Below are 14730 nucleotides of genomic sequence, written 5' to 3' on the forward strand. Positions count from 1 at the left end.
CTGGAAACAGCGGGGCCTTTGCTTTTTTCTGGGTCTCCCATGCGTCTTCTTCTCCTGTTGCCGTGTGTCGCACTCCTCGCCTGCCGCTCCCGCTCCGCCACGGAGGAGCCCGGCGCGCTCCTGTCGCAGGCGCGTCAGCGGCTGGCCGAGCGCGACACGAAGCTTGCCCACTACCGACTGGAGGGCACGCAGCGGGAAGGAGACAGCGCGCAGGCGTCCTTCACCTTCACCTATCGCGCGCCTCAGCGAATGCTGGGCACGGTGACGGCGCCGATGTCTCGCACGGTGGCCTGGGATGGGACCCACCTGTTCGAGAAGCTCGACGAGCCCAAGCAGTTCACCACCTTCGCCAACGAGCTGCCGCCCGAGAAGCTGTCGGGGTTTCTCACCGAGGTGTTCGCGCCCTTCGTGCCCGAGGGCTTCCGCGCGCCGCTGCTCCTGCGCAGTGTGACGGCGAAGCGCGTGACGCACGCGCGCGCGAAGGACGCCGTGGAGCTGTCCATGAAGCTGGAGGGCGCCGAGGCCGAGGGCCTGGAGGTGGCCTACGTGCTGCGGTGGCCCACGCTGGACTTCCTCTCCAAGCGCACGCACGCGCCGGACGGCACCACGGCCGAGGTGCGGGTGGAGGACGAGCACTGCGACGCGGCGCTCCAGCTCTGCGTGCCGCGCCGGCTGACCCGATGGGTGGATGGCAAGCAGGTAGGAGAGACCCTGCTCTCTCGAGTGGACCTCCAGGCCACCTTGCCCAATGACACGTTCACGCTGGCGGCGCCGGCGGGCTACAGCGCGCAGAGCCGCACGCTCGTGGAGAGTGGGGCGGCCAGCTCGGACGGCGGTTGACCCATCCCCCACGCGTCCCCACCTTCCGCCGGGGGGAGGTGCCGCATGGTGGAGAACGTCATCTTCGACGTGGATGGGACCCTGGTGGACTCGGTGGACGAGCACGCCGAAGCGTGGCGGCGCGCGTTCCTGCACTTCGGTCGGGACATCCCCTTCGCCCATGTCCGCAGCCAGATTGGAAAAGGCGCGGATCAGCTCCTGCCCGTCTTCTTCAACGAGGAGGAGCTGGAGCACATCGGCAAGGAGCTGGAGGACTACCGCTCCGCGCTGTTCCTGCGCGAGTTCCTCCCCAAGGTCCGTGCCTTCCCGCGCGTGAAGGAACTCTTCCAGCGGCTGCGCCAGGAGGGCCGCCACCTGGCGTTGGCCACCAGCGCGAAGGGCGACGAGCTGAAGCACTACGTGAAGCTGTGCGGCATCGACGGACTGTTCGAGGCGAAGGCGAGCCAGGACGAGGTGGAACAGAGCAAGCCGCACCCGGACATCTACGCGGCCGCCATGGCGCGACTGGGAAAGCCGGCGCCCGACGCGACGGCGGTGGTGGGCGATGCGCCGTATGACGCGCTCGCCGCCACCAAGCTGGGGCTGTCCACCGTGGGCATGCTGTGCGGCGGCTTCTCGCGCGAGGACTTGAGCGCCGCGGGGTGCCGCACGCTCGTGAAGGACCCGGAGGCCCTGCTGCGCCGCTTCGAGTCCAATCCGCGAAGCTGGCCGTGGGAAGAGACGCGCGCCGAGGCCACGAGCAAGGACGAAGGGCGCCGCTGAGCCTCTCGTGCTCGGTGGCGTGTCGCGGCGCGCCCCGCGCCATGCCCGAGGCGCTTCGGATCCAATGCGGTGAGCCGTGAGCCGGGTCATGAGCGGGGCACTTGGGTTCCGGCGACCTGCACCGTCCGCGCGGCCCTGCGCGCGGGACTGAGAAGGCATTGAGACACGTGGGCCCTCGGCGGCCTTCACCGCCGAGGGCCTTGTCACGCGCTTGCGCGGCTATCTGCGCGAGCCGCGCCGCTTCGCCACGCTCCGGCCCCGTGAGGCGCTGGCGCGCGAGGCGCCGCGACCGGAGACTCGGGAGCGCCGAGAGGTCACGCGCTTGCCCGCGGTTCCCGCGCGCGCCGTGGACTTGCGCCCCATCGTGCGCGTGGCCCGCCGAGGACTGGCCCGCGTCGTGCGACGCGCCGTCGTGCGCTTGCGTGCCGCGGTCGTCTTGCGCGCCGTGCGCTTGCGCGCGGACGCCACGGACCGCGTACGGCCCGACACCCGCCCCGCCTTGCGCGCGTTCTTCCGCGCCGCGGGACGCCGACGCGCCACCTTCGCCCTGCTTCCGGATCCACCCTTCATACCGCCCCCCGTGAGCTTGTTGACGGTGGCCCAGGCCCGCGCCGCGGACGTGCTCTCGTCAACGCCTCGATGCTCGTAACCCTGCTCGATGCTCCGAGCCATTCGCCTCTGCTTGTTCGAGTACTTCGCTTTACTCCCTCTCGCCATCCCCACCTCCTGCCCATGCACCCCGCAGGTATGGAACCCGCGTCGCTTGCAAGGTGTTCAGCCCTTCGCCTCGGCGGAAGTGCGCATGTCACTTCCTCTGTCCACATGGGAACGGCCGCCCCCACACCTGGCCCTCGCGCGCGTGCATGCACACTGTGTGGGCACGACACCCGTGAGGAGGATCCACCCTGGAACCCGCGCTCATCGAGCCTCCCCGTCGCCGCCCCCTGGATGAAGGCCCCGCCCTCCTGGTGGTCAACACCCGCTCACGCTCCGGCCGCGAGGCCTTCGCGCAAGCACGCGAGCGACTCGCGGCGCTTGGGGTGTCGCTCCAGTCTTCACATGCGCTCTCGACGCCGGAGCAACTGCGCGCGGTGCTGGAGCAAGGCATTCACGGCGGCGTGCGCCGCATCCTGGTGGGCGGCGGCGACGGAACCGTGAGCCATGCCGTGGGCGCGCTGCTCGGCCGAGACGTCACCCTGGGCGTGCTGCCCCTGGGCACCGGCAATGACTTCGCGCGCTCGCTGGGCATCACCGACTCAGTCGAGGCGGCCTGCGCGGTCATCGCGCGAGGCTACGCGGCGCGCGTGGATGTGGGGCTCGCCAATGGGCGACCGTTCCTCAACGCCGCGAGCGTGGGGTTGGCGGCGGGCATTGCTCGAAGGCTGACGAAGCGCCTCAAGCAGCGCGCGGGCAAGCTCGCGTATCCCGTGGCCGCCGCCGCGCAGGTGCGCGACCTGCGGCCCTTCCACCTGAGACTGCAAGCCGACACCGAGATGCTGGAGCTGGACGCGCTCCAGCTCGTGGTGGGCAATGGCCTCTTCCATGGCGCCGGCAACATGGTGGCGCCGGACGCCACGTTGGATGACCGGCTGTTGCATGTGTATGCCGTCGCGGCGCCGTCCTCGGAGGGTGGGAGGACGGGCACGGGCCTGGGTTATTTGCAAGACGTGGCCACGCTGGCGCGTGTAGCGCTGGGGCTGCGCACCGGCGAGCATCCGGAGCACCCGTCTGTCATCACGCTCCGCACCGCGCGGCTCTACGTGGAGACCCAGCCGGCCCTGGACGTGAACGTGGACGGCGAGCTGGGCTGCCGCACACCGGTCCGCTTCGAGGTGGCCCCCGCCGCCCTCCGCGTCTACGCGCCCGCGCCCCACTGACATGCCGGGTGGGGTTCTCGCGAGCGTGAGACTTCTGGCCTAGGCTCGGTGTTCACCGTGGCGGTTCCCCGCCGCTCGACGGAGGACGAGCCCGTGCGCCAGCGTTCCCGCCTCCCACTCCTCTTCGCCGGTACCTTGGGCTGCGCGGCCATGCTGCTCTTGTGGCTGCGCATGCCGCCACCGGGCTCATCGAGTCTCCGACCCCACGTCACCTCGACGCTGGACCCGAATGCGCGCGGGGCCTCGCCCGTTCATGACGAGACCCAGCGGCTCGAGCCCACCGCCCCCGAGACTCGACGGGCGGCACCGGGCACGGTGGGCGCGGGCTTCCGCGAGGAGCAAGGCCGCGTCGCCATCGCCTGGCTGATTCCCGATGGGCCCGCGGACCGCGCCGGCGCCCACATCGGCGCATGGCTGCTCGCGGTGGATGGGCAGGAAGTCCGCGACGCACAGGAAGCGGAGGCCCGCACGTTCGGTCCGCCCGGCACGTCGGTTCGACTCCAGGTCCGAGACGACAGCGGCGCGGAGCGCGAGGTGCGGGTGTCTCGCGCGGACTGACCTCGCGGCCCCTTGAGCAAGCGTGGCATCATCGCCACGGGCCGGAGGGGTGATGTCCATGTCTGGGTTGGGTTGGGGTTGGTTGGCGAGTGTGGTGGTCATGGCATCGGATGGAGCAGCGCAGGAGGAAGCGACTGCTGCGAATCCCCCCTCGGAAGCACGCACCACGCAGGCCCTCATCGGGCATGTGGTGTCTGGGATAACAAAGGAGTCCTTGCCCGACGTCGTCGTGACCGCGACCTCGCCCGCGCTCGCGGAACCGCGCACCACGGTGACGGACGCAGAGGGGAACTACCGCATCGAGGATCTACCGCCCGGCGTCTATTCGCTCCGCTTCGAGCGGGACGAATACAATCCATGGGTCCGAGAGGAAATCATCCTGCGCACTGGGCGCACCCCGCGCATCCACGCCGAACTGTTACAGGGGCCCGTGGAATACATTTTCTTCGGGCCCTGCTTCGTGGCCGTCGACAGAGACCGGTCGACCACACGAGAGAGGGTAGACGCAGTCGAGCGCTGGCGGTTCGAGAGGGCCCGTCCTTCCGCCCAGAGCGCGCCGTTCCGTTCGCTGGACCGCGTTCTCGACGTAACGCCGGGCGTGACGAGCGAGGCAGCGGGCCTCACCATCCACGGCGCCACGGCCTTCGAGAACCACTATCTGCTCGATGGCCTCACCACCAACGCCCCAGCCACGGGCGCCAACGCGCTGCCGGTGGACGCGGAGTTCCTCGACACAGCCCTCGTCATCACAGGCGGTCCCGAGGCGGAGGCCGGTCGATTCCTGGGAGGAGCTGTCGAGGCGACCATGTCGTCGGGCGACACGAGTCTTCACGGCGCCATCTGAGGCTTCGACACCTTCGGTTGAGGCGAAAGAGACGCAGAATGTCACCAGGCTCACCTCGCTGACCTACTCCGGGACAGCGATGGAGAAGACGCTTCTGTTCGACGTCAAGGCAGGCTGGCTCCACCTCCAAGACACCGTCTCTCCGATTGAGCACACGCAAGAACGCTATCAAGCGAATGCCCGAGTCACGGCCATCGTGGGCCGGCTTATTTCCTCATGGAGTCACACGCTCCAGGCGGGAGTGGACATCGAGGCCTTGCGCGATGCACCGGCCCCGGCACTCGTCACGAGCCAACTCGCCAGCGGCTATGCGCAGGATGAATGGAACATCTCCGAGTTCCTGGTCCTGAACGCGGGCCTTCGCTACGACGCCCAGTGGTTGAAAACCTCGACTGGTGCAGCCTCGCTTCAGGTCGGGAATGCCTTCTCGCCTCGGGTGGGATTCTCGTTGGATCCGCTCCGCAATTATCGCTCGCGGTTCTTCGCTCACATCGGACAACTCCAGGCCCCGCTGCCGCTCGGCTTGTTCTCCGAGGAGAACATCACGGCCGCCCCCCGCCTCACCGCGCCCACCGCGCGCGAGTTCGTCACGGGCCTGCAATACGCAGCCCTCAGATACATCGTCCTGGGCGCCACGTTCACGCATCGCGAGTGGCGCAAGGGACTCCAAGCGCTCGCCCGCGAGGACGGCACCACCGTCATCGTCAACCCGGGCACGGGGCTGGGCGCGGACCTGGCTCGCTCGACGCGCCGCTACGACGCGGTCACGGTGGAGGTCTTCCGAAGCCCGTTCGAGGAATGGGACGGGCGCGTCAGCTACACGTGGTCACGGCTCCGCGGGAACTCCCCGGGCCTGCTGCCGCTCGCGGAGCTGCGTGCTGAAGCAGCCAGCGCATCGCTCTCATCGGAGCGACTGCTGTCGACCGACCGCACACACGTGCTCAAGGCTTCCGGCCACCGGAAGATTGCGTTCTCTCAGTCGACCTCGGCGCAGGTGGGGTTCGCGTACTTCGGGGCCTCGGGAACTCCCATCGCGGGCACGGAGCGGCGACTTCCGTGGCTCCAGTCACTCGATGCCCATGTCGACGCGCGCTACGCGCTCACGTCGGACACGACGGTGTCGGTGGGCCTGGATGTCTTCAACGTGCTCAACGCCCAGGCCGAGACACGGCTCGACGCGCAGGGGCTGCCGCTCCAGTACCAGCCCCCGCGGCAGGCGCGGCTCTCCGCGCGGTGCGACTTCTGACCGCCGCCGTGCGCTACGCCTTCTCCAGCACGCGCGAGAGCACCTGCGCGGTGAAGTTCACCAGCGGAATCACGCGCCGGTAGTCCATGCGCGTGGGACCGATGACGCCCACCGTGCCCAGCACCTGCTCTCCGGTGCCATACGGGCTCGCGATGACCGTGACGTCCCCGGCCGCGGAGAACTCGCTCTCCGCGCCGATGAAGACGTGCATCGCGTTCGTGCGCTGCACCCGGTCCAGCAGGTGCAACAGCTTGTGCTTCTCATCCAGCGCGCGGAACAGCGCGCGCATGCGCTCCACGTCCGCGAACTCGGGCTGCTCCAGGAACGAGCCCGTGCCTTCAATCAACACGCGCTCCGGCGTCTGGAGGTCCGTGGCCGCCGCGCCCAGCCGCAGCGCCTTCGCCGTCAGCGCGTTGTAGAGCGCCTGCTCCTGGTCCATCTCCACCCGGATGCGCTCGCGCGCCTCCTCCAGCGGGACCTCGCGCAGCAGCTCGGACAGGTAGTTGCTCGCCTTGATGAGTTCGTCGGAGGTGAGCGGGAAGTCGACCGTGAGCGCCTTGTTGTGCACCTGCCCGTTGTGGCCCACCAGGATGGCGAGCACCCGGTCCTCGCGCAGCCGCACGAACTCGATGCGCTGGAACACCGCCGCATCCGGTCTCGGCGCCAGCACCACGCCCGCGTGCCGCGTCAGCGAGTGCAGCACCCGGCTCGCCTCCGACAACACGTCACCCAGGTGCGTGTCCAACACCAGCCCCGCGTGGATGAGCTCGCGGTCCCTCGGCGTCGGATCTCGCAGCTTCACCAGCGTGTCCACGTAGAACCGGTAACCCCGGTCCGTCGGGACGCGACCGGCCGAGGTGTGAGGCTTTTCCAGGAAGCCCAGGGCTTCGAGGTCCGCGAGCACGTTGCGCATGGTCGCGGACGACACGTCGAACTCGGCCTTGCGCGTCAGCTGCTGACTGCCGACAGGGCCGCCCGTGGTGATGTACTCCTGCACGACGGCGCGCAGGACTTCCTTTTCGCGGTCTCCCAGCTCCTCGGACATCCCGGCTCACACTCCGGAGCCGCGACCCGGCTCGCATCATGCGCCGTGGCTCCAGCGAAAGTGTAAAGGGGCACCACCGCATGGAGCAACGGGCAGGCGGCGAGCCAGGCCCTCCCCCGCGGCGCACCTGGGTGTGGCAATGCGCACATCGCGGTCGCGAAGCTCGGACGCTAGAAGACCGCCGCCCGTGTCTACCTCCGCTCCCGCTCCCGCGACGCCCACCCCTGCTCTCCCCACCCCAGACGTCGCGCCCGCGGGGTCGCAGCGCGGTCTGCTGCTCTTCTGCCTGTTCGCGCTGTACGTCATCTGGGGCTCCACCTACCTGGCCATGAGGTGGGCCCTGGTGAGCTTCCCGCCCTTCTTGATGGCGGGGACGCGCTTCCTGATGGCGGGCTCGCTGCTCTTCGGGGTGATGTGGTTGCGCGGCGCGCCGCTGCCCTCCCGCAAACAGTGGGGCGCGTCCGCCCTCATCGGGTTCCTGCTGCTCGTGGTGGGCAACGGCGGAGTCGCGCTCGCGCAGCACCTGGGGGTGCCCTCCGGGGTGGCCGCGGTGCTGGTGGGCAGTGTGCCTCTGTGGGCCGCCCTCTTCGGCGGCGTGTTCGGTCAGTGGCCGGGCCGCACGGAGCTTGGCGGGCTGGCGCTGGGGTTCGCGGGCGTGGTGGTGCTCAACCTGGGAGGCGACCTGGGAGGTCACCCGCTGCCGATGCTCGCGATGCTGCTGGCGCCGCTGAGCTGGGCGTTCGGCTCCGTGTGGAGCCGGCGCCTGCCGCTGCCCCAGGGCCTGATGGCCACCGCCGCGCAGATGCTGTGCGGCGGAACGATGATGTTGGGCATCAGCCTCGCGATGGGCGAGCACCTGGCGGGAGTGCCCGAGCCGCGCGCGGTGCTGTCCTTCTTCTACCTCGTGGTCTTCGGCTCGCTGGTGGCCTTCAGCGCGTATGGCTACCTCTTGCGCCACGCGCGGCCCGCGCTGGCGACGAGCTACGCCTACGTCAACCCGGCGGTGGCGGTGCTGCTCGGCGTAGGGCTCGCGGGCGAGTCCCTGCGTCCCGTCACCTGGGTCGCCATGGCGACCATCCTCGTGTCGGTCATCCTGATCGCGCGCCGCAAGCGCTAGCCGCGCCGAATCGTTCAGCTCGCGGGTGGCGGCCCGTTGCCCAGGTGCGGCGAGGGCGCCACCGTCTCGCGCGGCAACCACACGTGGAAGGCGGAGCCCTTGCCCAGGACGCCCGCGGACTCCACCCAGATGCGTCCGCCGTGCTGCTCGACGATGCCCTGGCTGATGGTGAGCCCCAGGCCCAGGCCGCCGTACTTGCTGCCATGCGCGCGACCGAAGCGCTCGAAGATGAGCGCCTGCTTCTCGCGGGGAATGCCCACGCCCTGGTCCTGCACGACGAGGTGCACGCCCGTGTCGCCATCGCGCAGGAGGCGCACCCGCACCTGTCCGCCCTCCGGGGAGTAGCGGATGGCGTTGGACAGGAGGTTGGTCAGCACCTGATCCACGCGTCCCCGGTCCCACGTCCCTTCCAGTGACTCGGGGCCCTCCACCGTCAGCTCGTGCGCCTGGGACAGCACGGCCATGCGGTCGCGTGTTTCGTTCACCAGCGTGCGCAGGTCGAACCGCTCCAGCTCCAACGACAAGCGGCCCGCTTGCAGTCGGCTGATGTCGAGCAGGTCCTCCACCAGCTTCGCCATGCGGTCGATCTGCCGGTTGATGATCTTCAGCGACTTGCCCGGCCCGGCCTCGGTCTGTCCGCCCAGCTTGAGCAGCGCGAGGTGCGCGTGGCCCTTGGCCGCGGCCAGGGGAGTGCGCAGCTCGTGGCTCGCGGCGGCGAGGAAGGCGTCCTTGGCCTCGCTGGCCAGCCGCAGCGCCGTCTCCGCGCGCTGGCGCTCGGTGATGTCGCGCGCCACGGAGATGAAGCGGCCGGGGCCGGGGCCCTCCTCGCCAGGGACGAACTGGAGCATCACCTCCACCGGCGCCTCCGAGCCATCCCGACGCCGGTGCGTGGTGGTGTACGTCTGCGAGGGCAGCGTGCCGGACATGAGCGGCGCGAGGAGCTTGCGAAAGCCCTCTTCGTCGAAGGCGCTCTCCACGTCGAGGATGCCCAGGCCCACCAACTCCTCGACGGAACTGTTGAGCTGTCGGGCTGCGCCCACGTTGGCATAGGTGAGCGTCAGCGAGTCCGGCGAGAACATGAGGACGCAGTCGAGCGTGGCGTCCAGCGTGGCCTTGAAGCGCTCCAAGGACTGCTCGGCGCGGCGCTTGTCGTCGATGTCCGTGGCCACGGCGAGCCACCCCGCCACCCGGCCGTCCTCGTCCCGCTCCGGCACCGCACGCGCCATGTGCCAGCGATACACGCCATCGAAGCGCTTGAGGCGGAACTCCCGCTCCACGCGCAGGCCATGGCGCACGGCCTGGGTCCACGTGGTGCGCAGCAGGTCGCGATCCGCGGGGTGGACATCCTCCAGGAACGCGGACAGCGACAGGTTCCGCTCCTCGTGCCGCCCGGTGTACTCGCGCCAGGCGCGGTTCGCGTACGTGAGCGTTCCATCCGCGCGCGCGGCCCACATCGCCTCGGGCAGGGACTCGGTGAGCCGGCGGTAGCGCAGCTCACTCCGTTGCTCCAGCGCCTCGCGCTCGCGCTGACGCAGCAGCGCGCCCTGGCGTTGGAGCTGCTGCTCCTTGAGGAACAGGTCCACGAAGACGCTCACCTTGGAGCGGAGGATCTCCGGGTCGAACGGCTTGAGGAGATAGTCCACCGCGCCGTGCGCGTAGCCCTTGAAGACGTGCTCCGCGTCGCGGCTGAGCGCGGTGAGGAAGATGATGGGCGTCGTGCGGGTGCGCGCGCGCTGTTTGATCAGCGTGGCCGTCTGGAAGCCATCCATGCCCGGCATCTGCACGTCCATGAGGATGACGGCGAAGTCCCGATGGAGCAGGTGCTTGAGCGCTTCCTCGCCGCTCGTGGCGCGCACGAGGTCCTGCCCCAAGGGCTCGAGGATGGCCTCGAGCGCGAGCAGGTTGGACGGATGGTCATCCACCAACAGGATGCTGGCGCGAGGCACCGCGGGGGGACCGCCCGCGCCTTCCTGGCTGTGTTCATTGGGCGTCATACCCACCCTCAGGCGCTCACCCACAGACGAATGAGTTCCAGCAGCTTGTCGGTGTCCACGGGCTTGGGCAGGTAGTCGCTGGCCCCCGCGGCCATGCACTTCTCCCGGTCATCCTTCAGCGCCTTCGCGGTGACGGCGATGATGGGCAGGCTGGCGTAACGGGGGTCCTTCCGGATGGCACGCATGGTTTCGTACCCGTCCAGCTCCGGCATCATCACGTCCATCACCACCACATCCACGTCACGGTGCTGCTCCAACATTTCAATGGCGGCACGCCCGTTCTCCGCGAACGAGACCTGCATGCCGTGGTTCTCCAGCACGCTGGTGAGGGCGAAGATGTTGCGCATGTCATCGTCCACCACGAGCACCTTGCGGCCCGCGAGCGTGGCGTCGCCCTCGTCCCGGTGCGCGAGCGCGGCGCGGGCGCGGGCAGGCAGGTTCTCGTCCAGGCGGTGGAGGAAGAGCGCGGTATCGCCGAGGAGCTGGTCCGGGCTCTTGAGCCCGCTCTTGAGGATGACGCTGCCGGTGTAGCGGCGCAGCTTGGCCTCGTCCTTGGGCGTGAGTTCGCGGCCGGTGTAGACGACGACGGGCAGGTCGCGGAAGCGCGACTGGGTCTTCACCTCCTCCAGCAGCCGCATGCCGTCCATGTCGGGCAGGAGCAGGTCGATGACGAGGCAGTCGAACTCTGCTTCCTCCAACTTGCGCAGCGCCTCCGCGCCCGTGGCCACGGCCGTCACCTCCACGTCCCCGCCTTCGCTGAGCAACTTCACCAGGCTGTCGCGCTGCACGTCGTCGTCCTCGATGACGAGCAGGTGGCGCGTCTTGCGTTCGAGGAAGCGCGAGAGCTGGCCGAAGGCGCGCTCCAGGCCCTCCTTGCTCACGGGCTTGGTGAGGTAGCCGAAGGCGCCCTGGGCGTTGCCCAGGTTCTTGTCCATCACGCTGATGATGTGGACGGGGATGTGGCGCGTGCGCGGGTTGCGCTTGAGGCGATCCAACACGCTCCAGCCGTCCACCACGGGCAGCTGGATGTCCAGGGTGATGGCGTGCGGCTGGAACTCGTTGGCCATGGACAGGCCGCTGTCACCTCGCGTGGCCACCAGGGCCTTGAAGCCCTTCTCGCGCGCCATCTGCACCATGATGCGAGCGAACTTCAGGTCGTCCTCGATGATGAGCAGGACGCGGTCCCCCTCGCGGATGTGCTCGCGGTCGTCCTCCACCGCGGCGAGGGGAGGCATCACGTCCGCGTGCGGAGGGAGCGCGGTCTCCACCACGTCCGGCGCGGCGGACGGCCCGGGCGGCACGACGGGCGGCTCGCTCACGCGCGGCGGCTCGGGCAGGCCATCCTCCTCCGGGCCCTGGTAGTCCTGCGGCAGGAACAGGGTGAAGGTGCTGCCCTTGCCCGACTCGCTGCGCACGTGGATTTCGCCGCCGAGGAGCTTGGCGATCTCCCGGCTGATGGACAGGCCCAGGCCGGTGCCGCCGTACTTGCGCGCGGTGGAGCCGTCCGCCTGCTGGAACGCCTCGAAGATGAGGCGCTGCTTGTCGCGCGCGATGCCGATGCCCGAGTCCTCCACCTCGAAGGCGAGGACGGTGGGCGCGCGCAGGAGCACCTCGTGGTCGAAGCGCGTGGTGGGCTCGGCGCGCTTCACGGTGAGCTTCACGCCCCCCGAGTCCGTGAACTTGAAGGCGTTGGACAACAGGTTCTTCAGCACCTGCTGGAGGCGCTGTGGATCGGTGCGGATGTGGCGCGGCGCGCCGGGCTGCACGTCCACCGTGAAGTCGAGCCCCTTCTGCTCGGCCACGGGACGGAAGCCGCGGTCGAGGAACTGGTTGAGGTCCGCGAGCACGATGTCCCGGGGCTCCACCTGCATCTTCCCCGCCTCCACCTTGGAGAGGTCGAGGATTTCATTGATGAGGCTGAGCAGGTCCCCACCCGAGGTGTAGATGGTGTTGGCGTACTCCACCTGCTTGCTGCTGAGGTTCCCCTCGCGGTTGTCCGCCAGCAGCTTGGCCAGGATGAGCAGCGAGTTGAGCGGCGTGCGCAGCTCGTGGCTCATGTTGGCGAGGAACTCGCTCTTGTACTTGGAGATGATGGTGAGCTGCGCGGCCTTGTCCTCCAGGCTCACGCGGGCCAGCTCCACCTCGCGGTTCTTCTCCTCCACGCGGGCGTTCTGGTCCTCCAGTTCGACCGCCTTCTCCTCCAGCTCGATGTTGGTGCGCTTGAGCTCCTGCTGCTGGAGCGTGAGCTCCTGCGACTGGCTCTGGAGTTCGTGCGTGAGGCGCTGCGACTCGGACAGGAGCTGCTCCGTGCGCATGTTCGCCATGATCATGTTGAGGACCACGCCGATGCTCTCGGTGAGCTGATCCAAGAAGAGCTGATGGATGGTGCTGAACGGGTGGAAGCTGGCCAGCTCGATGACGGCCTTGATTTCACCCTCGAAGAGGACGGGGAGGACGATGATGTTGAGCGGCGCGGCCTCGCCCAGCCCGGAGGAGATGGTGATGTAGTCGGCGGGCACCTGGGTGAGCAGGATGGTCTTGCGCTCCAGGGCGCACTGGCCCACCAACCCCTCACCCAGACGGAAGCGATTGGTGAGCGACTTGCGCTCGCGGTACGCGTACGTGCTGGTGAGCTTGAGGGTGGGCTGGCCGCCGTCCTTGTCCACGAGGAAGAAGGCGCCGTGGTGCGCGGACACCAGCGGGGTCAGCTCGCTCATGATGAGGCGGCTGACGGCGTCCAGGGACTTCTGGCCCTGCATCATGCCGCTGAACTTCGCCAGGTTCGTCTTGAGCCAGTCCTGCTCCTGGTTCTTCTGCGTCGTCTCACGCAGGTTGACGATCATCTGGTTGATGTTGTCCTTGAGCGCGGCGACCTCGCCCTCGGCGGACACGGTGATGCTGCGGGTCAGGTCGCCCTTGGTCACCGCGGTGGCCACGTCGGAGATGGCGCGCAGCTGGCTCGTCAGCGTGCCGGCGAGCTGGTTCACGTTGTCGGTGAGCTGTCGCCACGTGCCGCGCGCGCCGGGCACGCGGGCCTGTCCGCCCAGCTTCCCCTCGATGCCCACCTCGCGGGCCACGGTGGACACCTGCTCGGCGAAGGTGCCCAGCGTGTCCGTCATGTTGTTGATGGTCTCCGCGAGCGCGGCCACCTCGCCCTTGGCGTCCACGATGAGCTTCTGGGTGAGGTCGCCGTTGGCCACCGCCGTCACCACGCGCACGATGCCGCGCACCTGCGTGGTGAGGTTGGAGGCCATGAAGTTCACGTTGTCCGTGAGGTCCTTCCACGTGCCCGCGACCCCGGGCACGCGGGCCTGTCCGCCCAGCTTCCCCTCGACGCCCACCTCGCGCGCCACGCTGGACACCTGGTCCGCGAAGGTGCCCAGCGTGTCCGTCATGTTGTTGATGGTCTCCGCGAGCGCGGCCACCTCGCCCTTGGCCTCCACCACCAGCTTCTGGCGCAGGTCACCCGTGGCCACCGCCGTCACCACGCGCACGATGCCGCGCACCTGCGTGGTGAGGTTGGAGGCCATGAAGTTCACGTTGTCCGTGAGGTCCTTCCACACGCCGGACACGCCCTTCACATCCGCTTGTCCGCCCAGCTTGCCCTCGGTGCCCACCTCGCGCGCCACGCGCGTCACCTCGGACGCGAACGAGTTGAGCTGATCCACCATGGTGTTGACGGTGTTCTTCAGCTCCAGGATTTCGCCGCGCGCGTCGACGGTAATCTTCTTGGACAGGTCCCCGTTGGCCACCGCCGTGGTCACCAGCGCGATGTTGCGCACCTGGCTGGTGAGGTTGGAGGCCATGCTGTTCACGTTGTCGGTGAGGTCCTTCCACACGCCCGCGACATCCTTGACGACCGCCTGCCCGCCCAGCTTGCCCTCGGTGCCCACTTCCTTCGCGACGCGCGTCACCTCGGACGCGAAGGCGCGGAGTTGATCCACCATGGTGTTGATGGTGCTCTTGAGCTCGAGCATCTCGCCTCGAGCCTCCACGGAGATTTTCTGCGAGAGGTCGCCGTTGGCCACCGCCGTGGTCACCAGCGCGATGTTGCGCACCTGGTCCGTGAGGTTCCCGGCCAACACGTTCACGTTGTCCGTGAGGTCCTTCCACACGCCCGCGACCCCGGGCACCGCGGCCTGTCCTCCCAGCTTGCCCTCGGTGCCCACTTCCTTCGCGACGCGCGTCACCTCGGACGCGAAGCCGCGGAGCTGATCCACCATGGTGTTGACGGTGCTCTTGAGCTCGAGCACCTCGCCCTTGGCGTCCACGGTGATTTTCTTGGAGAGGTCCCCGTTGGCGACGGAGGTGGAGACCTCCGCGATGTTGCGCACCTGGGCCGTGAGGTTGTTGGCCATCAGGTTCACGTTGTTGGTGAGGTCCTTCCACGTGCCCGCGACGCCCGGCACCTCCGCCTGGGCGCCCAGCTTCCCCTCTACGCCCACCG

Annotated in this window: 11 protein-coding genes; 8 read left to right on the top strand and 3 right to left on the bottom strand. The window is 68.9% G+C overall.

What is annotated here, in order from left to right; translation table 11 throughout:
• Positions 1–39 precede the first annotated feature (39 nt).
• The 7 genes from JGU66_21960 to JGU66_21990 all read left to right on the top strand — a co-directional run bounded on the left by JGU66_21960 (position 40) and on the right by JGU66_21990 (position 6127).
• Positions 40–840, top strand: a complete 801-nt coding sequence (locus JGU66_21960) for a hypothetical protein (protein MBJ6763441.1) — start codon at positions 40–42, stop codon at positions 838–840.
• A gap of 45 nt (positions 841–885) precedes the next feature.
• The gene (locus tag JGU66_21965) at positions 886–1602 is read left to right on the top strand and encodes an HAD family hydrolase (GenBank protein MBJ6763442.1); all 717 of its coding nucleotides are present in this window, start codon (positions 886–888) and stop codon (positions 1600–1602) included.
• Between the two features lie 211 nt (positions 1603–1813).
• Positions 1814–2251 (top strand): hypothetical protein, encoded by a 438-nt coding sequence (locus JGU66_21970; GenBank protein ID MBJ6763443.1) that lies wholly within the window; start codon positions 1814–1816, stop codon positions 2249–2251.
• A gap of 256 nt (positions 2252–2507) precedes the next feature.
• Positions 2508–3479 carry a lipid kinase gene (locus tag JGU66_21975; GenBank protein ID MBJ6763444.1) on the top strand — a complete coding sequence of 324 codons (972 nt, stop codon included), beginning with the start codon at positions 2508–2510 and terminating at the stop codon, positions 3477–3479.
• A gap of 150 nt (positions 3480–3629) precedes the next feature.
• Complete coding sequence (locus tag JGU66_21980; protein ID MBJ6763445.1) at positions 3630–4037, top strand: PDZ domain-containing protein; 408 nt, start codon at positions 3630–3632, stop codon at positions 4035–4037.
• Positions 4038–4251: 214 nt separating this feature from the next.
• Positions 4252–4881 carry a carboxypeptidase regulatory-like domain-containing protein gene (locus tag JGU66_21985; GenBank protein ID MBJ6763446.1) on the top strand — a complete coding sequence of 210 codons (630 nt, stop codon included), beginning with the start codon at positions 4252–4254 and terminating at the stop codon, positions 4879–4881.
• 79 nt (positions 4882–4960) lie between these two features.
• Positions 4961–6127 carry a TonB-dependent receptor gene (locus JGU66_21990; GenBank protein ID MBJ6763447.1) on the top strand — a complete coding sequence of 389 codons (1167 nt, stop codon included), beginning with the start codon at positions 4961–4963 and terminating at the stop codon, positions 6125–6127.
• Positions 6128–6140: 13 nt separating this feature from the next.
• Here JGU66_21990 and hrcA read toward each other — a convergent pair whose 3' ends face one another.
• The gene (gene hrcA / locus JGU66_21995; protein MBJ6763448.1) at positions 6141–7172 is read right to left on the bottom strand and encodes a heat-inducible transcription repressor HrcA; all 1032 of its coding nucleotides are present in this window, start codon (positions 7170–7172) and stop codon (positions 6141–6143) included.
• A 139-nt stretch (positions 7173–7311) separates the two neighbouring features.
• Between hrcA and yedA the strand changes: the two genes are divergently transcribed.
• Positions 7312–8289, top strand: a complete 978-nt coding sequence (yedA, locus tag JGU66_22000; protein MBJ6763449.1) for a drug/metabolite exporter YedA — start codon at positions 7312–7314, stop codon at positions 8287–8289.
• Positions 8290–8303: 14 nt separating this feature from the next.
• Here the strand turns inward: yedA and JGU66_22005 are convergent, their stop codons facing one another.
• A complete protein-coding gene (locus tag JGU66_22005) occupies positions 8304–10283 on the bottom strand; it encodes a PAS domain S-box protein (GenBank protein MBJ6763450.1) in 1980 nt (659 codons plus the stop codon).
• Between the two features lie 8 nt (positions 10284–10291).
• Positions 10292–14730, bottom strand: a 4439-nt coding sequence (locus JGU66_22010; protein MBJ6763451.1) for a response regulator, incomplete at its 5' end; no start/stop codon positions are given.

It is taken from the genome of Myxococcaceae bacterium JPH2, assembly GCA_016458225.1.
Taxonomy (GTDB): domain Bacteria; phylum Myxococcota; class Myxococcia; order Myxococcales; family Myxococcaceae; genus Citreicoccus.